This is a genomic window from Enterococcus mundtii (assembly GCF_002813755.1).
In the GTDB taxonomy this organism is placed as follows: Bacteria; Bacillota; Bacilli; order Lactobacillales; family Enterococcaceae; genus Enterococcus_B; species Enterococcus_B mundtii.
Genome location: NZ_CP018061.1, coordinates 1,375,004 through 1,394,904, shown reverse-complemented (window position 1 = coordinate 1,394,904; position 19,901 = coordinate 1,375,004). Strand labels below are relative to the sequence as shown.

Sequence of the window (19,901 nt, the reverse complement as noted above, 5' to 3'; positions counted from 1 at the left end):
AAACACCACTGATTCTATAGGTAACTAAGAGTGCAAGCTAATTTCAAATAATAAGTCAGGACTTTAGAAAAATTCTTTCAAGTCCTGGCTTTTATTCGTTCTTATAAAGGATGAAAGTGATAAAAACCTTAGATTTTAATAAAAAACATGGGTTGCTTTTTCTATAATCCGGACAAAGGTTCAAATCTTTTCTTACTTATGATATAGTATTAAGGACTGGTAAAATTCTTTGAAACGAGGAACTTAAATAAATGAAATTAGCAATCGTAACTGACAGTACAGCTTTCCTGCCAACACGTATCAAGAACCATCCTGATTTATATGTGATTCCTATCCCTGTAATCTTGGATGGAAAAATTTATAACGAAGGCATTGACATCGAAGCAGACGAATATTACGGACTATTGAAAAACAGTAAAGATTTTCCAACAACTTCCCAACCTGCTGTAGGTGAAGTTTTGGCACTATATGAAGAACTAAAAGCCAAAGGCTATGATACGATCTTAAGCATACACTTATCAAGTGGGATCTCTGGATTCGTCAATACATTATTTGCGATGAAAGACGACGTCAAAGAGATGACGATTGTTCCTTATGATTCAAAAATCACCAGTATGCCAATGGGGCATATGGTTGAATCTGCTTTAGACTTGAATGATAAAGGGTATTCACTTGAAGCCATTTTAGCTCACATCGATCGAATCAGAGACAATACATACGCCTATTTGATCGTTGACGACTTGAACAACTTAGTCCGCGGAGGTCGCTTGACTAATGGTGCTGCGCTGATCGGGGGGCTATTGAAAATCAAACCGATCCTGACTTTTTCGGAAGGAAAGATCATTTTATTCGAGAAGATCCGTTCAAGCAAAAAAGCTTTTGCCCGTGCAGAACAAATCATTGGCAAACGAAATGAAGAAATCAAGCCACCAGTAAAATTGTATGTGATCCATGCAAACAATTTAGAAGTTGCCGAAGAAGAAAAAGCAAAACTTCAAAAACAATATCCACAAGCAGAAATCGAGATCGGCCACTTTGGACCAGTGATCGGTAGTCACTTGGGTGAAAAAGCAATCGGTATTGCGATCTCTGCACAATAAAAATGCCAGAAAGCAAAAAATATAAAAAAAAAGAACAGTTTGAGCAATGATTTGCTTGGACTGTTCTTTTTGCATTTCTCACTTTATTATCTTATACTATCTTTAATTATCTAGTAATTTACTAAATCACTAAATTACTAAAAAGGAGTAGAGAAGGATGGAAATACCAACAAATTTGAAACATAAACCAGTGATCGTCGTCGAAGATTATGATAAAGTTGATGGCAGAAATGCCTTGCATACAGATGCAAAAGGACTATCTTTAGGATTAGCTCAGTGGAATGATCGAGGCAAAGTCGATATCTCAGGAAAAGTGTGGCGTCATACAGGAGAAAAGTGGTCACGTCAATCAGAAGAATTACCGATCACTCGTATTCTTGACTTAGCGATCTTAGTGGCGCAAGGAAGTGTTTACTTCCAGGATGCCTACCGCCATGAAAAATTTTACGACCCTGAAAATCCCGTCGTTGATATCATCGGTTTGCAAGGAAACCGGATGACGGTGGAAGTGGACACGAAAAACCCTAAAATCGATGAAGATATCATGTTATACTACGATGCTTTACAAAAAGATGGCGAATTACTTGGTGAACGTTTTCGTATCTTGAAACGTCTATTAGATGATCTAGGGTATTAATGTTATAAGGAAGTGTTTAATCATGGAAAACTTTTCACTCACCAATCAACGAACGTTTACACCGATCGAAAAACAAATGATTTGGAAAAAACCAACAAGTCATCAAACAAGTGCTGAAGAGCTGCGTATTGCAACTGAAATCAAAGCAAACTGGCTAGATCCGGAAATGAAAATCAGCAATGTGCTATTAGAAGGGGATGCAGGTTCTGGGAAAACGCAATTAGCAAAAGCTTTGTCTTTTGATCTGCAGTTACCTTATACGAAAGTAACATGCTTTGCTGATATGGATAAATCAGATGTCTTTGGTGCGTTACTACCTGTCATTGATTCAGACCAAGAAGAGGATCAAGAGTTATTGACCGCTATTTATCAAACGGATACATTAGCTGCGGTATTGACGTTGATCGAACAATATTACTCCGTCGATCCACTCACGGCAAAACAGAAATTAGCCGATCTCGTGCAACGAATCGAAAACAACCAAGAAAGTACGATCCACTATAAATACTATCCGTCAGAAATCGTTCGTGCCATTGAAAAGGGCTATCTTTTAGAAATCCAAGAGCCGACTGTAATACGTGATGCTTCGGTCCTTGTCGCCTTGAACTCTGCCTTAGAAACAAACGGTTTGTTGAACTTACCTACTGGTGTGATCAAACGACACCCAGACTGTATCATTATCATTACAACAAATCGTAACTATCAAGGGAACCGACCATTGAATGAATCGCTTCGAGATCGTATGCAACATGCTGAGAAAATGGATCTGCCAGAGCTTTCAGTCATGGTGGAACGTGCTATCAGCAAGACACAAGTTAACGAGCCGATACTTTTATTGAAAATGGCAGAAGTGATCCGTTTGTTAGATGAAACTGCAAAAGCAAATGCCATCAAAGGTGTGGCAGGTATGCGTTCTTATTTTTATTGGGTCAATACAATGAAACAAAATCAAGACATTTTCGTATCGCTCTATCCTAAAGTCTTATATAAACTGACGACTGATCCAGATGAATTACACATTTTGACGACTGCACTAACTGATAGTGGGCTTTTAGATGAACTGAGAGACTTACTTCGTCAAAAGAAATGGGGGGACTTATCAGACGAATCCCCACGAATCAAAGGACGGACCATAGGTGCAGAAGAAGCGATAGAACGTCAAATCGATCAGTTGGCAGAAGAAACAACATCCCTTGCTGAACAACCCTCAGAAAAAGAGGAAGTGTTGCAAGAAGAAGAACAGACAAAAGAAGCAACGGCGAAAGAAGAAACTCCGATAGACACGTTGCCTTTATCGGAAGAGCGGAGCCAAGAAGTCGAAGGGCGTAGTCAACAGCAATCAGATGACGAATCCCAAGAGATGTCAGCTTCAGATATGGAAGCCTTGGACAAACAGCTCAAGCGTGAACTTAATAAAGAAGCGCGGCAGCTGATGAAAGGTACGATCCATGAAAAAGAAGGAATGATCGTTCATCGCCCTAAGTTTGCTGTCATAAATCCTGAAGTAGCGACTATCCGACAAGAAATCGATCCGATCGTGGATTCATTGAGTCGGCAAATCCTTGATCTTTTGGAAAATGAACAAAGTGAAACTTACCAAAAAGGAAAGTACGAGGGACAACGTTTTAATGCTAGTCGAGTAGCTTATGGTGATTTACGGCAATTTGATAAAAAAAATCCCCCTCATGAACAACCTTCTTTGGCAGTGGCTCTACGAATCGATGAATCTGGTTCGATGGTTCGTGAAGACCGCATGACAGCTGCAAAAAAAGCCGCATTTGCCATCGCCGCATTTGCTAAAAAAGTACGTATTCCTTTGTTGATCTATGGAGATACAGCAGATGTTTCGACAAGAGAAAAAACATCTGTCTTTTCGTACAAAGAATTTTCGGATTCATTTGAGTGGTTGGAACAGAAATTAGTGACTATGAAGCCAAGACAAAATAATCGTGATGGCGCAGTCTTGCGTCTGATTGCTGGAAAGCTGACAGAACAACCTGCGACAACCAAACTGATCGTTAACATCAGTGATGGCCAACCTAAAGCGTTACCTGATTATACAGGCGCTAAAGCAAAAAAAGATATCCAAGAAGTGTTGACCGAATATGAACGCCAAGGTATCGTCTTTATTTCTGCGGCAATTGGACAAGATAAAGAAGAAATCAAAGAAATCTACGGCGCAAGTCGCTTTGTAGATATTACCGATTTATCGACATTTCCCAAACAATTGATCCAATTGATTTCTCGTTATTTATAAATAAATAGTAAGCGAATATCAAAGATGATGCGTCACTCATGGTCTTTGATGTTCGCTTTTTTGAGTTCTTTCATTTATGATAAGCACTACTCCAACTGATGTAAGCATAAAAAAGTTAACGGTAACAGATATGTAACCGCTTGAAATTGAGCTATAATAAAGAAAAAAGGGGGATAAGCATGAAGCAGTCAGAAAAGTGGTGGAAAGAAGCAGTTGGTTATCAAATCTATCCAGCGAGCTTCAAAGATAGCAACAACGACGGTATTGGTGATATCAACGGGATTCGCCAAAAACTTAGCTATTTGAAAGAGTTAGGGATCGACTTTATTTGGATCAATCCTATTTATCAGTCCCCATTTGTCGATAACGGCTATGATATCAGCGATTATCAAGCAATTCTCAAGAAGTTTGGTACAATGGATGAGTTTGATGCTTTATTAGCTGAAGCCCATCAGATGGGGATAAAGATCATCATGGATCTAGTCATCAATCATAGTTCCGATCAGCATGAATGGTTTATTGAATCTCGTCAGTCGGTCGATAACCCTTACCGCGATTACTACATTTGGGTCGATGGTACACCTGATCAAGCCCCGAATGAATGGCAGTCGATCTTTGGTGGTTCAGCATGGCAATACGATGAGCAAACTGGTCAATACTATTTACACATTTTTGCGAAAGAGCAGCCTGATTTGAACTGGGAAAGCGACAAGCTAAAAGATGAACTCTTCACGATGATTCGCTGGTGGTTAGATAAAGGGATCGACGGATTCCGCTTAGATGCAATTTCTCATGTAAAAAAAGATGAATATTCTGTCAAGGCAACTGAGAACCCATTTTCTCCTTTTCAAAATGTCTCCGGCATCGAAGATCATTTGACAGAATTAAAAAATGTCTTTGATGAATATGATATTATGACGGTAGGAGAAGCGAGTGGTGTATCCGCAAGCGAAGGTCCTGAGTGGGTAGGCGAAAACGGCTATTTTGATATGATTTTTGAGTTTGACCATATTTCGATCTGGAAACATGAAAAAGACGGGGATCTAGATGTATTGAGTTTGAAACAATCATTGAGCGCTTGGCAACGAGCACTGGATGGCAAAGGTTGGAACGCTCTTTATATGGAAAACCATGATGTACCAAGATGTGTGTCTGTCTTTGGAGATACGTCTCCTGCATATTGGCAAGTTTCTGCAAAAGCAATCGCCATGATGTATTTCTTTTTACAAGGTACGCCATTTATTTATCAAGGACAAGAAATCGGTATGACGAATCTACCATTTTCCTCTATTGATGAGATCGATGCAGTAGATTCGAAACGATTGTATCAACAATTGCTTGATGAAGGACGTTCTGAAGAAGAAGCATTGGATATCGTTGCCAATACGACAAGAGATAATAGTCGTACACCGATGCAATGGAATGATCATTTGTATGCTGGTTTTTCTGAGGTTGCCCCTTGGTTGCTCGTCAATCCGAATCATCAAATGATCAACGTTGCTGATCAAACCAATGACCCCGAATCGATTTTATCTTTTTACAAAAAAATGATTGCTCTACGTCGAGAAAACAAAGGGTTGGTTTATGGTAGTTTCAACGAATACCTACCTGAAAATGAACAGCTCTTTGTCTACGAACGAGTCCTAGAAGAAGAACGTTATCTGATCATCGTCAACTTGACTGATGAAGCAGCGACTTATACATTACCAACGGAAATTAAAACAACTTGGGAAGTATTATTGGAAAATCAATCCGGTCAAGAATTTCAATCAAGTGGTACATTCGCCCCATATGAAGCGCGTCTTTATCGAAAAATTTAGCTGACATGAAAAAAAACTACGAACATAAGAAAGGGAACACCCTCTTATTCGTTCGTAGTTTTTTCTTATTCGTATTGCGCGCGAGGTCCGCCAATGTATTTAGGACGAGACCGTAAAGCAGTGACATGCGCATGACCTAATGTGTTAGAACGAGGACGTACAGGCACTTGAACATGCTTGATGTGCATCCCGATCGCAGTATCACCGATGTCGATTCCTGCTTGAGCAACGACATGTTCCACTTCGACGGGATCGCTGAATTGTTCAAATGCTGAAACTGAGCAGGCACCTCCTGCATGGAGTGCCGGAATGACAGAGACGATCTCAAATTGTTTCTTTTCCGCTACTGGACGTTCGACGACTAATGCTCGATTAAGGTGTTCACAGCCTTGGACTGCTAACGAAATGTCAAGAGGGTCTAATTGTTCTTTCAATGTTTCGATGACCCATTGTCCGATTTCTGCATTTGAGTTTTTACCAATATGTCCACCAACAATTTCACTAGTACTGCATCCTAGAACGAATAGATCGCCAGCTTTAAGATTGGCTTCATCGAGGACGTCAGAAACTATTTCAGATAATTGTTGTTTGAAACTGTCTTTTGATACTTCCATTTTCAATTCATTCCTTTTATTTGTTTTTTACCGTTGATTGTTGCAGAGGTAAACGCATCAATGCCTTTATAAGTGGAATCGCCACCACGATACCGACGATATTTTGGACCAAATTACTTGGTAAAGATGCGACACCGACGGGCCAGTCATAAAGCAACCAACTAGCAAAGAAGTAGCCTGCCACCATGATGATCGTACCAAGTGATAGCCCAATGCCCCAACGTACAGAACCTTTACCTGCAAAAGAGCCAGCAACCAGTCCTTGTAAGCCGTGGATCAATAAAGAGAAGATCGCCCATTGGGGATAGCCGGATAATAAATCAATAAACAAGCCACTTCCTGCACCAACGATCAATCCACCCATCGGACCAAAAAGGGCAGCTGCGGTATAAATGCCGACTTCACATAAGGTGACAAATCCGTTGGTTCCAGGTATTGGGATCAAGATGACCAAAGAGATCCCCACAGTTAAAGCCGTCAGCATGGCATAAATCGCAATTTTTTTAGTATTCATTCGTTATTTCCACTCCTTTTCCTTTTGACCAAACACTTCCTGTTTGGTCATTCATCATGACACCATTCAAGATACAGTCATAAACAAAAGCCTTACTCCGGGCAACCGCATCTGCCAAAGGATAATCTAAGGCCAGATTTGCAGCAATCGCGGAAGCAAACGTACATCCTGCACCGTTGACAGTCTGTTCTTCTAACTTTTCTCGCCTAAAGGAAATTGTTTCCTTTCCATTGAATAAAACATCCAGTGCTTCATTACCAATAATCCTAGTGCCACCTTTGATCACTACGTTCTTAGCACCAAGTGAATGAATATATTTTGCACAATCGATCATTTGAAGAAATGTCTGAACTGGTTGACCATAGAGCAGGGAGGCTTCTTTCAAATTTGGGGTCAATATATCCGCAAAAGGAAATAACTCCTGTATCATTTTTTGCATATAGGCTTGATTCAAGGTATTTGATGTTTCCTTAAAGGCAAACACAGGATCGATCACAATGGGAATATCCTCAAAATATGTAAGGAAATCCTTCACAACGTCAATGGCTTCCAATGAATGCAATAAGCCAATTTTTATCCCATCTAAATCTGTCATACGTTGAATCGAATCTAACTGCTTGGCTAACCATTCAGGCGGGATCGTCTCTAATATAAACGAACCATCTGAGTCAAGCATTCCGATACAGGTCAATGCACTCATCCCAAAAATATGATGGTTTTCAAATGTTTTTAGATCGGACTGTATGCCGCCACCAGCAAACGGATCAGAGCCGCCAATCGTTACTATTTTCTTCACTTTCATCCCTCCACAAAAAGAGTATACCTTGTTCCATTAAAAAGAAAAACAGCCAATTGGCAGATTATCAGGTCAGCCACTTTAAGTCGGAGAGGGAAAAGAAAACTATATATAAAAAAAACAAGCACTTTCCTCACTAGAGGAAAAGTACTTGCCTGAACCACTGGATCAGTAATTATTTATTGGCTTCTTTAAATTCCTTTTCAATTTGTAACCGTTGGACTTTCATGGTTGCTGTTCTTGGAATATCTTCGTAAGCACGAATGATCGGTGTATTCAAACGTGGCAATTCATGGACTTGGTTCCACCAACGATCCCAATCCATCTCTTGATTCGGCGCTAAAGCAATGATTGGTTGTGGTGAATTGTCTTTATCGCGAACGATGACGACTTCAGCTAAAAATTCCAATGAATCCAACAAATAATCTTCGATCGCTAAAGTACTGTTGATCGTATCGATCAAGTCAACTTGACGATCTTTCAAATGCAGATGGCCATTTTCGTCGATACAACCATAGTCGCCACTATCCCACCAAACACCATACACATTTTCTTGGAAACGAGCATCTTCTTTATAATAAGTCAATGCGCGACCTTTTGATAACAAGTGGATATGACCATCTGTGTTCGCAGGTAATTCATTACCTTCTTCATCAGCGATTCTTGCTTTGGTCAAGTCACCTAGACCGACCCCCATATCACGTGCATCACTTGTTTTTAAGCTCTCCAACGTATGAGCTTTCAAAATCATCGGTCCACATTCACTTTGTCCGTAGACTTGCAAAAAGATTGCTTCTTTTGTTGCTGACGTTTGAAGGAATACTTCCATTGTTTGATTGTTGATGGCATCAAATGTAGAGTGATAGTAGCGAATACCTGAAAAAGCTTCTGGATGCTCTCTTGCAGTGAAACTCCACTGAACAAAGTTATTTGGATGTGTCTCTAAAGCAATTGGTGGATTTTCTACTAACAGTTTCACTACATGTTCACCTTGAGGATCTGCGATTGGCATCATCGGAAAGCCCATCGCCATAAGAGAAGAGATGCCGATGTTGAATCGTGAATGAACCGGCGAAATATGAAAAGCGACTAATTTCTTCTCGGCGATCTTAGTAAATACCGTTTTTTGCCACTTTGTCCGCCAACCCATTGAATGTGCAGAGTGGCAAATCAATTTAGGGATGCCGGTCGTGCCAGAAGTGTGAGTCATATAAGAGATTTCATCATTATCTAATTTCTTTTGTTCCACAGAAGTTGCGGGTTGTTTGAGCAAATCAGCTACAGCTAATTGTTTGCTCTTTGTACCATTAGTGATTCCTGCAACACGTTCACTTGTCACTTCGTCGAATAAGATAAAAGGATCTTCCAAACGATCAACAAATACTTCTAAGGTACTTGTTGGCAAATGATAGGAAGGCATGACAGGAACTGCACCTAGATAAGACGCAGCAACGGCCATCAAGTAGGTATCAAAAGCAGAGCTTTTGTAAATCATGATTTTATCACCAAGTGTCACACCTAAACTAGCGAGTTGATAGGCACGCGTTACTACTAATTCATGACATTGCTTGTAAGTGCTTTTAAAACCAAGCTCCGGATAAGCCACTAATGCCTGATCAAAAATCATTGGGACATCAGGTGTGCGTTCAGCAGCTTCTTGAAAATTCGTATAAAGATTAAGTGGGGTATAGTCGATTGTTTCCATCTTTCACGCTCCATAAATAAATTTGTTAATAAATGTACAAAGTCTAATTTATGATAGCATATCCTCAAACTAAATAACAGAAAAACCTGGATGTAAAGTTATCTATCGAATCGAGAGAAAGACCGGGAAAAAACTACACATCCACTTGATATGACTTAAAGAGGGGATCTTTTGAGAAAATACTTGCCCCATCGCTTTTTCAATTTTTTAAACTGCTAAGAGGGGAAACTCCTACTAATGAATTTTTATGAACAAAAATATACCATAGACTTCTATACCTTTCATATTTTATCACTCAGATAATTAAATGGAAGCTTTGTTAATACATAACAATTTTCTATTACATATAAATAAAAAAGCTTATAACAAAGGGTTTTTTCGACATTTTTTTATTTTTTCCAAAAAAATAGTACTTAGAATCAGTTATTTTTTTAATAATATAAACTAAAATAATAGATATACCACTTTAATTAATCAGCTGTATTGAAAAGGAGCGAAAAAAATGCCAATCGAAGAACATCGTAAAGCAGTCGGTACATTTGAGAATAAACGCAATAAAAATTCTGATCAAAATGCAAGGCAAGAATCAGTCAATTTCATCTCTAGCACTGCAAATAACCAGCTAACGGAACGTATTAGATGGTCTCCATTACTTTTCTTTCAACTATTAGTTATTACTGATTCTTTAGCTGTGAGAGGGGAACCACTGAGACCTCTGCGCGCAAGTAGGCCGGCTTTTGAAGCCGATACCACTGTTGAGATCGGACCATTAGAAACAAATGCGAACAAAACCACGATCCATTCACTCTTTTTTCGTTCGAGTGTGAATACGACCCTCGTTCAACCAGCTCAACCGATCAATGCTTCTGAATACCTTTCTGATCCTGTAAAAAATGCAACCTTACAAGAACCTATTTCTTTAGCTGAATTTACACACCATTGGACACTGCAGGTCCATAAAACCATTCATAATCTGGAAAAGATCGATAAGTGTAATACCACCGTCACGCCCATGTCCGTACTTGAGTATGGGTTGTGGGAGAAGAAAAATCATACACTCTATCATTTTAATACGATCTGTGAAGAAGCGAAATCAAAATCACTTCAATTAAGAGAACAAGCAAAAGACGATCAGCAAGAAATCCAGCATTTTTCTTTTAAAAATAAAGATTCAAGGAATAAAGTAGACTTGGGTAAGATCCAACGTGAGTCAAAAAATATTGCTCGTATGGTTCTATCATCTTACTATGATCATGAAGCGGAACCTTCAAGTAGTCACAGCGAAAACAATCATACTCGGCCGTTCCTGCCAACCTCTTTTTGGGACAACTTAACAGATACTTTCACTTCTTTTTTTCACGAATACCAGAATAGTAGTCACACGACTGGTTCAGGTGAACCACCAGTGGAGAGCGTATTATCAACGTTTTTTACAGTATTAGCACGGACATTCTCAGCGGAACATCTTGCAACTGAACATGCTCAAAAAGAAAGTAGAAGGGGCGCTGGGGCAGCGTATTTTCCTCAAGTACTCATGAGTGAACAACCTCAGTCATCTATGCGCCACCAAGATCAGGCACCCAAGAACGACCAAGCAACTGAGGCACCGATTTTGGAAGAAGAAGAAGAATATCTCGCAGCGCCATTATTAGAATTAGCAAAAAAATTCAACGAACGAATCGATCAATTCTTTGAAAAGAGCAACTTTCAGATATTTCCTGGAGCAGAAGCGTTACCAATACCTAAAAAAAATCCGACTGATCACTTTTTACCTTATGCCTCTAGTACGAGTGTTTTAATGAATTATATGGAAGAAGAACCTTCTGTGGAACTAAAAGCAACAGTCAATGAGGTACTAAAGCGTTACGTGAATATTGAACCTTCACTTTCAATAACTGTTAAACAATTGACACCCTTTTGGTTTCATCTAGTGCTCTTTCAGAAGCGATATAAAGTGGATGCAGTAATGAATACCCTCAGAAAATCGCTTTGCGAGTTGTCCGATGCCGTTTGTTTCTCGAATAGTATTTCCACAAAAGAATTGTTTCGTGGGCTTCAGGAATGGGGAACTTCAAAGGACCCAAGTGATTACGAACAAGTCCTAGAAAGAAGACAAAAGATAGCCAAACTCATTTTAGAAGCTTATGACGTAAAAGTAGATGGGATTACTGATATCGAAGCAGTCAAAATCTTTCTACAAGCGCGAAATAATCATGCCTTTAAGTACTATACATTTCATGAACCTAAATCATTGGATACAGCCAATCAACAAACAATTAGTTCATCCTCCTTACCTGATGTCCGCCCTTATGATGCTAGTCAAACGCCACTGAACTCAGCCGTAGCAATATCAGCACTAACTCGAGCCTTCTTTGACCAAACAATGGATGCCTATATGAAAGATCAGCCTTTACCTATTCCACCAAAAGAACCAATAAACGCCATGTGGTTTGACTTAGATGTCTATCAGCAGCGTACCAAAACTGAAATCGCTACAAATAAAATGAAAGAGAATGTTTGTGAATATCTCGGATTATGTTTGATTGATGATCTGTCGACCAAAGATTTTTTCCTTACCTTACAAAAATGGGGAAGTAAAGGGATGTCAAGTACTAGCATACTGGAGAAGAGACTTCAAATCGCTCACCTCATCCTTCAAAGTTACGGTTTGAAGGACGAGGTGATTTCCGACGAACGTGCGATTGCGATTTTCATCCAATGGCTTCATAACGACGCCCTAAAACATGTTCCATTTACCGAACAGCATCTAATAGACCTACATCCTATCCAATCAGTTCATTTAGAGCATAAGAAACTTTTACCTTATGACATCAGCGCGCAAGTATCGTTAAAATCAACGAGAGAGCTTTCAGAAGAAGAACAATCAGTCGTCAATAAAATAGTCATGGCTCATTTGAAGAATCAGCCTTTACCAGACAATTCCTCTGTGCCTTTACCTCCGATATGGTTTGATTCAGAGTTATTTGATAAAAGGGAAGAAACTGAAAAAGTCAACGGCCTCATTATTAGAGAACTTAGTAGCCAGTATGTTGAATTAAACCAATTATCGGAACTAGCACCAAATGATTTTTCGCTAGTTTTGCAGAATTTTGCTAGTAGAGGACGATCAGATGCGGTGATCATTGCGCGGAGACTTCAAATTGCCAAAACGATTCTTGATAAGCATGGGTTACCTGCCCATAACTTATCGGAAAAACGCGCAATCGCTATTTTTATGCAATGGCGCTATAACAATGCTTTTAGGGGCTACAATTTCAAAGAAGAACGCGAGAAACACTTCATCCAAAAACGTACAGGGGGAAGATCAGATAATCCTTACCCAGGAACTTCATTGTATGAAACTGCTCAAAGTTTACAAGCGCCATTATTTTCATATGAGGAACTGCACATAGATGTAGAACACAAATTAAAATTATGGACTATCTCCTATCTTGACACGAGATACTTGTACAATACATTGATACCACATGTCATACTAATGCCATTCTGGTATCATTCGATCATTTTTGAAGAGCGAAGCCAAACTGAAACAATCAATGGGGCTGTGAAAGATTATCTGGCTCATGAAGAGGGGGATTTCCGTCAATTAAACGACTCAGTCATACGCTATACCTTCATTGAGCTAGCCTCACTGGAAAGTGAAGAAAGTCCTGATCAGTCATTGATTCGAAGGAGAAAAATCGCACATGTCATACTTGATACACTCAGACGTCCAGCGACAAAATTGACGGATGCAGAAGTAAATGCGATTTTCTTACAATGGCGAACGAACAACGTGTTTATTGCTGCCAACTTTAAAAATATAAAAACGATTCCTTTACTTGAATCCCCACAAGTTGATGAGATAGCAACTACGGATCAAACGGTGAATCCTTCTCTTTCATCTCAAGAGAAGGATTTGATACAAATCAAGAGAATCGTGCAAGAAATTAGCAATAATAGGCAACCCTCGGAGGCAGATAGACAGAATATCCCGAATTGCTATTTTGTTTTTTCAATTTATCAAAATATCTATAGAACGCATGTAGTCAAAGAAAAAATTAGGAAATACCTACGCCAGCAAAATATTGTTGGCGAACTCGATACGTCTGAGAAATTGATTAACGAAGTGGACAAATGGGTAGGGGAAGAATGGGAAGTTGAAAATAGTGTCGATGCGGGAAAGATGCAATTTCTCACGTACATGATCTTGGAAGAATATCGTGTGGAGTTTATGAGATTTGGAGAGGTCCTTTCAACAAGAAAAATGCAGGCAATTTATATGCAATGGAAAATGAATACATTACTTGAAGGTGGCACATATAAAGACACGGATGAACAAACGATTTATTACAAATTATCTCCTCCAGAATCTCCATATGTTATCAGTAACTTTCAACATAAACAGGACAGTGATCAAATCTATAGAGCCTTTAGTAGGGGGTATAATTCCGAACTTTCTACTGAAAAACCAATCATTCCATATGTCTATTATAAAAATATTTTCGATAAACAGGAAGAAACGTATTCCGTCAATCCAGGGGTTAGAAACTATCTTCTTACACAAAAAGTCCCGACCATACCTCAAGAAACCGAAGGTTTGACAAAAGCATTGGAAGACTGGATACTTTCCGAACCAAACTATTATCACATGGTTGAACGTGTAAAAAAAGCGGCAAAAATCATTCTGCAAGAATACAACGTTAATGAAGAGGATTTAACCCTTAACAAGGCGTATGCGGTAATCCTTCAGTGGGTTAACAATAATGCGCAGTTTGATTTCACTTTTGATATGCAGAAAATATGTTTTGCCTATGGAACAGAAGAAGCTAGCAAAAATCAAGAAATACTTGAAAAAGCGAAAGCATTTATTTCTGAAAACAACATCGAACAAAGTACGGAAACAATCGGGCAAGCAGAAATTGATACATTCGGAAGATCTGCGATACAAGTGGAAGCAACATTTAAAAAAATAGCTGATTTTTTAACTTCTGAGGGATATCCTTGTGATACTGACGATACAGATAACTTAGTAAGAGTGGCATCTTATTGGACACTTAAAGAGGGAACGGCAGAAGAAATACTTGATTTCGGTAAAATCAAAAAATTAGTCGTAATGATTCTAGGCGCAAGACAAGCACAAAGACTTTCAAACAATGAGCTGCAACAAGCATTCGTCAAATGGGCCGTGGAAACCTTAGAAATGGCTGCTCCACCAACAATAACTTCTGCACCAGTAATCACTCCCGCGCCTGCTCCTATCGATCAATCCTTTGGTACTAGAGAAGACCGTGAATGGCGTGATCTAAGCATCAGAAAGCAAATCGAAAGTTTCTTTCAAGACAAAAAGTTACTTCCTGATAAAGCAGCAAAAGAGGATATATTGATTGCTTTTGCCAAATGGTTTTCACAAGATGGGGCGGGAATCACACTAATGCCTGACAAAACCCAAGAGATTGCAAAAGTCATTCTAAGAGCCATGAACCGATATGGTGGTGAAACAAGCGAAGTAATCAGTCACAAAAATGCAGAATTAACGGTAACAAAATGGATTTTTGAAAATATATTAGGCTGTTCAATCGAAGCCTATGTCGCTAAGAATATCCTTGCTTCGTCAAATCCATCCGTCTTTACCATCGGTCAGCTAAGGAAATTGTTTGAGATCGACGAGATGCTTAAAACAGGCACTATCTCATTTGGTCAACTACGCACGGCTAATGCAACAGAAGAATCTTTGATACTTTTAAAAAAAATGTGGATTCTTTTGGTTCAAAAAACATTACCGAATTATTTTCTTGAGACGAGTCAGTTAGCAGACGAGTTACTGATTTCTGAATTTGGCTCATTGGTTCAGCTGGTCGGATCGAAATTACTTGATAATGAAGGCTACATCAGCCAGTTCAATCAAACTGAGATTCGTAAATTAGGTGCCGCGTTCTGCGAGACGATTAGTGTACAAGGCATTTCAACTCTGGACGAATTGAATCATGTCTTAATAGCAGCGTTGATTGCTACAGCGCAATTCGATCCAGAAGGATTACGAGAAGCAGGTAAGACCGGAGATTATAAAGGCTATGCGTTAAAAGTCTTTCTAGGGTATTGGCAAAAGCGGCATGAACTGAGTTTACAACTTCAAGAAGAAGTCCAAAAGCGATTTTTGACTTTTCAAGCAGCGATGATCAACTGGCGACGAAAACAAGTGATCACAGAAGAGGTCGTCCAGGAATGCGTACGGCTTGGTGCACAGTCAACCTTTGGCATAGGGGAAACCTACCTAGGCGGAGGTAGCCCATGCCCAAGTCTATACACTCCTGTAAATATTGAAGTTGCTTATACAAGCTTGACAAAACAGGTGTCAGAAACTTATTTCAGCTTTGATCAAAAGATCATTGAATTTTCATTTAATACGATGAATCTAGTAGAATACGATTTTATATTTTCTCCTACTACTCAAATTTACGGCGCAACTGCTCAATTAAAAAATAAAGTGCACTATTACGCTCCCTCTGGTCCTGGAGTGATGCCTCCCGTCTTTTTTGCTCGACGTGAAACATGGTTAGACACCACTCTTTCTCTCGATCAAACCGATTTATTTGTGGCGATAAATGGGACAGAAGAACGATTATATGCGTTGAAAAAGCTACCAGATGAAGGTGGCTACATTATCTATCGTGTGGATAAAAAACCATTACTCTACCTTAACTTTGGTTTATTCAACAACAAAAAAGTTTGGGGCCAGGGTTATCAAGCAGAAGGGGATAAGATTCGCATTGGAGATAAACTTTTTACCTTTACTGTTGAGATCAATAAAGAGAAGAAGCTCAGTCAAGGAATCGATAATCAACCGTTAATCGATTATTTTGCTCATCTACACAAAGATATACTATACAAGCTTTTGTATGATTTTGGAAACGATAAAACCATCAAGGAGAAAGTATGGAATATCGTTAAACACTTTATTCCGTTTTATGATTGTGTCGTCGGCATTATTGATCAAAATGTAGGTGAAGCAGCCACGTCTTGTGCCATTGATGCTATTTTCTTGATCCCTTTCCTTGGCCAAGTGACCTCTGTGACTTCAAAATTTGCTTTAGGGACAGCAAAAGCAATGGCAACGGGTGGTATGAAATCAGTCATAAAAAATGCTCCTCATTTTCTTCCTACCATAACTGATGTAAAGTTCTTATTGAAAAGCAGTGCTCGTTACGTAGATCCGGGATTTGAGTTATTGATGGGCGGCGGAAAAATAGCTATCAAGCGATTGATCAATTTGCAATATACACATTTAATTACAGAAGAAATGAAATTGTTACTAAAAAAACTAGAAAAATATCAAGGGGCAAAGATGGCTAAATCAATGGAAAAAGACATGGTTTTAGCTAAATTGACAAAAGATGGTCCGTACATCTTTGTTAAACGTAAAAAAGGTCACTTGTATCTGCAGGTAACAAATATAGAAACAGGTGATGTCTTTGGTCGCTACTATACATTGAATGGTGATCAATTGAAAGTATTTGAAGGGCCTATTCCTTCAACCCCTGAACAAATTGAATTGGTTAAACGGTTAACAAGCTCAGTAGTTGTTTATAAATCGTTTGGAGAGGAAAAAAATTTAAATCCAAAAGGGTATGGTGAGGGTACCATTTTAACGATCACAAAAGTAGATCAACCAATTGAGTATTATATCAAGATCAATGCACAGACCGTTCCAGTCCGAGTGACGACGATTGATGGTCAAGGTACTCGCTATGACGTGTGTGAAGGAAATAAAGTATTTCCTGTAATGTATAATGGGATCGAATGGGGGTTTGAGCCACCCTCATCCCAAACGGTGACAAAAGAACTCATCGAGTCGCTGGAAAAACAGCTGGATCAGTCTGAAACATTGAAAGACCCAACCACGCTTTCACCACCCGATGAAAACGGATTGATGTGGAATGCTCAAAAGAACGCCTACATCAAGATCAAGGATCAGTATGTCCCAATTCAATTACTTGATGCAGAAGAAAGTCGCTATTCTATAGTAAAGAAAAATGCGAATGCCCCAATGACAGTTTTACGTTTTGAACCTGAGATGAATCAATTTCGCTTTGAAACACCAGAAGAAAAAAAAATGATTGACCTAAAAAACGCGATACTAACGGCTGGAAAGAGGAAGAAATACGAAGAAAAAGTCATTCCTAGCACGTCAAAAGACGCTTCTTCAAGTTCACAAGCTGAAGGACCACCCAAAAAAACGCCTCAGTATATTGAATATAACACTCTTCCACCAAAAGCTGGAATGGAAAAAGAATGGAATGCACTACGAGATACTGTCCCATATGCAGACAGTATCGCTAGAACGATCGATCTTAGCATCAAACTTGAACCTTTGACTGCTTTTATCCCAGAACTACCCAACCGAGTCTTAACAAACCAAGAAGAGCGCCTAGTAAATGAACTCACTGGCGGAATCAACTTACTTTTACCAAAAAAACCTGCGCTTCTTTATCGCGTATTTACAGGGCTTGATCCAACTACATTTCCAAATTTTCTCCAACCATTTATCAATAAATTTAATGAAGAAGTAGAAAAATCTTCAGCAGTTTTTCAAACGTTTATAGAAAAAGCGGACGAGTGGTTAAGTCATGATAATATCGCGGATACAGAGGCTGCCAAACTCTTAATTCCATTCTTTGAATTGCAGGGTGTTGCAAACAGGGAAGCAATCATGAGAGCAACGCTCAACAGACTCAAATCAGTGTGTGAAAAAGGGAACCAATTTATTCAACAATCGTCTGCTTTTGGCTTTAATAATATTTTGACAGTATCGACTAATTTAGTTTACCAAAAAAAAACAAAAAAATACCTCTCTCGGTATAGCACCCCGCCACAAGCAAATGCCTTTGTTTTGCGCTACGATCCAGAGGCTCGAATTATTATTCTAGCAGATTCTTTTCATGTAAATCCAGCTCTAGCGGAAGGCAAGGATACAGAATCTATGGTAAAGCAAACCCTTATCCATGAAATAACACACCTTGTATCTCTCACAGATGATTGGCTAGCCTTTGATTTTCCAGACATAGGTGAGGATATGCTTAGTCTCAAACAAGTATTAGATGAATATAAGGAGGATGCGGCTAATCTAATAGTATCAAAGCCATTTAACGACTTCGTTGATCAAATTTCCAAACAGCTCAACTTACCAGGTCTATCACCCGAAAGCGTCAGAGAGGCACTAAAAACAGATCCTTTTCTACAAGCAAATATCAAAATGACTGATGCAGAAACAGTGACAATCCTACTTATAAGTCTTGCTGAGGGATTACCGTTCGAAAAAGCAAAACTAAACAAAAGAGACATAGCGAATAGTCAACTAGGGTCTGGTTATCTTATGCTTGCTATTGCCTTATCAAGTATCCTGAATTATACCGCACATAAGAAAGAAATCCAGCTGGAACAAACCCAAACGATTGAAAATAATAAGACTACAACTTCTGCTCCAGTGAGTGAAGAACATCCTAGAGAAAAAAGAGGGATCAACACCATAATCACTTATGGGAAAACAGCTAGCACTATTACCAATACACAGGGAGCGATCACAAAACAAAAAATGGAAAAAAATTTCTACAACCCATTCAGATTGTACAAAAAGAATCAAAAGGAACAATATCCTTATGATCCGTCCAAGTCTGGCAAGAATAAATCAATGAAGCGCAGCGATTTGAATCTATCTCAACGATGAAGTTCCAATAAATGTGTTAATCCGGCAATAACCATGATTTTCTCAGAAGATGGTCAGTAACCCTAGTTGTAAAAGAATGATGGAAGCAAGAACAGGTAGATCTTCTTGATTGTCTAAACCAAAAAATGCCATTTTAAATAGGTTATAACGGAAAAACACAGCTCCGAGTAGTAAGTAGGCAAGAATCTGGGACACCCCCCATGTCGCTAACGTACCTACCTCACAGGCTGAAAATAATAAGAAAGAAGACCTAAGATCCATTTATGTCGATAAAAAATCAACCTAGCAAGTTGATAGAACCAGATAACACAAGCAACTTGCTAGGCGATTAATTTGATTATTTGTTTATTTCAGTGTCGGAGAAATCACACTTCTTTGCACCGACAGCAGCAAATGAGTGGGAATGAGTGGGAATGAATGTAACGATTGCTGCAGAGATAATTCACTGCATCTTTATCTCCTAAGTATAATTTAGTTTAGTAGTGGAAGGTTGTCCGATGCAATTTCGGTGAAATATTGTTGTATACGTGATTCACTCAAGAATCTGGCGAATCGTGTTGGGGGAGATTTGTTCATCGTGAGAAGAGAGAAAAAAGGAGTCTCCAAGTCCGCCTTTTTATGTTGGATAGAATAATTTGTTAGTATCGGAAATCCCGTCATTTGGAACAGGTAGCCGATACACAGGATGGGTTCTGTACCACTATACTTTTCAAGTAAAAAAAAACGAAAAACTG

9 protein-coding genes and 1 pseudogene are annotated in these 19,901 nt (G+C 39.0%); 5 read left to right on the top strand and 5 right to left on the bottom strand.

Features of this window, described 5'->3' with window-relative positions; genetic code table 11:
• Positions 1–251 precede the first annotated feature (251 nt).
• The 4 genes from EM4838_RS06650 to EM4838_RS06635 all read left to right on the top strand — a co-directional run bounded on the left by EM4838_RS06650 (position 252) and on the right by EM4838_RS06635 (position 5,814).
• Positions 252–1,100, top strand: a complete 849-nt coding sequence (locus tag EM4838_RS06650; RefSeq protein ID WP_019723210.1) for a DegV family protein — start codon at positions 252–254, stop codon at positions 1,098–1,100.
• A gap of 157 nt (positions 1,101–1,257) precedes the next feature.
• Positions 1,258–1,737 (top strand): DUF6530 family protein, encoded by a 480-nt coding sequence (locus tag EM4838_RS06645; RefSeq protein WP_010735448.1) that lies wholly within the window; start codon positions 1,258–1,260, stop codon positions 1,735–1,737.
• 22 nt (positions 1,738–1,759) lie between these two features.
• The gene (locus EM4838_RS06640; RefSeq protein ID WP_071867061.1) at positions 1,760–3,994 is read left to right on the top strand and encodes an AAA family ATPase; all 2,235 of its coding nucleotides are present in this window, start codon (positions 1,760–1,762) and stop codon (positions 3,992–3,994) included.
• A 179-nt stretch (positions 3,995–4,173) separates the two neighbouring features.
• Positions 4,174–5,814, top strand: coding sequence for a glycoside hydrolase family 13 protein (locus tag EM4838_RS06635; protein WP_071867060.1), 1,641 nt, complete (start codon positions 4,174–4,176; stop codon positions 5,812–5,814).
• A gap of 65 nt (positions 5,815–5,879) precedes the next feature.
• Here EM4838_RS06635 and EM4838_RS06630 read toward each other — a convergent pair whose 3' ends face one another.
• The 4 genes from EM4838_RS06630 to EM4838_RS06615 form a co-directional block, all read right to left on the bottom strand.
• Positions 5,880–6,428, bottom strand: coding sequence for a TIGR01440 family protein (locus EM4838_RS06630; protein ID WP_071867059.1), 549 nt, complete (start codon positions 6,426–6,428; stop codon positions 5,880–5,882).
• Positions 6,429–6,444: 16 nt separating this feature from the next.
• Entirely contained in the window at positions 6,445–6,942 is a 498-nt protein-coding gene (locus tag EM4838_RS06625; RefSeq protein WP_071867058.1) for an ECF transporter S component, read from the bottom strand.
• Positions 6,932–7,738, bottom strand: a complete 807-nt coding sequence (locus tag EM4838_RS06620; protein WP_071867057.1) for a bifunctional hydroxymethylpyrimidine kinase/phosphomethylpyrimidine kinase — start codon at positions 7,736–7,738, stop codon at positions 6,932–6,934. Before EM4838_RS06620 ends, EM4838_RS06625 begins: the two co-directional genes overlap by 11 nt.
• A 175-nt stretch (positions 7,739–7,913) precedes the next feature.
• Complete coding sequence (locus EM4838_RS06615; RefSeq protein ID WP_071867056.1) at positions 7,914–9,443, bottom strand: AMP-binding protein; 1,530 nt, start codon at positions 9,441–9,443, stop codon at positions 7,914–7,916.
• 502 nt (positions 9,444–9,945) lie between these two features.
• Here EM4838_RS06615 and EM4838_RS06610 point away from each other — a divergent pair.
• A complete protein-coding gene (locus EM4838_RS06610) occupies positions 9,946–19,167 on the top strand; it encodes a QWxxN domain (protein WP_071867055.1) in 9,222 nt (3,073 codons plus the stop codon).
• A gap of 365 nt (positions 19,168–19,532) precedes the next feature.
• Here EM4838_RS06610 and EM4838_RS17120 read toward each other — a convergent pair.
• Positions 19,533–19,759 (bottom strand): annotated as a pseudogene (locus EM4838_RS17120) (hypothetical protein); the annotation flags it as partial.
• Between the last annotated feature and the right edge of the window lie 142 nt (positions 19,760–19,901).

Coding starts and splice junctions, on each gene's coding strand:
- EM4838_RS06640 (WP_071867061.1), top strand. CDS start 1,760: ATGGAAAACTTTTCACTCACCAATCAACGAACGTTTACACCGATCGAA.
- EM4838_RS06635 (WP_071867060.1), top strand. CDS start 4,174: ATGAAGCAGTCAGAAAAGTGGTGGAAAGAAGCAGTTGGTTATCAAATC.
- EM4838_RS06625 (WP_071867058.1), bottom strand. CDS start 6,942: ATGAATACTAAAAAAATTGCGATTTATGCCATGCTGACGGCTTTAACT.
- EM4838_RS06630 (WP_071867059.1), bottom strand. CDS start 6,428: ATGGAAGTATCAAAAGACAGTTTCAAACAACAATTATCTGAAATAGTT.
- EM4838_RS06645 (WP_010735448.1), top strand. CDS start 1,258: ATGGAAATACCAACAAATTTGAAACATAAACCAGTGATCGTCGTCGAA.
- EM4838_RS06650 (WP_019723210.1), top strand. CDS start 252: ATGAAATTAGCAATCGTAACTGACAGTACAGCTTTCCTGCCAACACGT.
- EM4838_RS06610 (WP_071867055.1), top strand. CDS start 9,946: ATGCCAATCGAAGAACATCGTAAAGCAGTCGGTACATTTGAGAATAAA.
- EM4838_RS06615 (WP_071867056.1), bottom strand. CDS start 9,443: ATGGAAACAATCGACTATACCCCACTTAATCTTTATACGAATTTTCAA.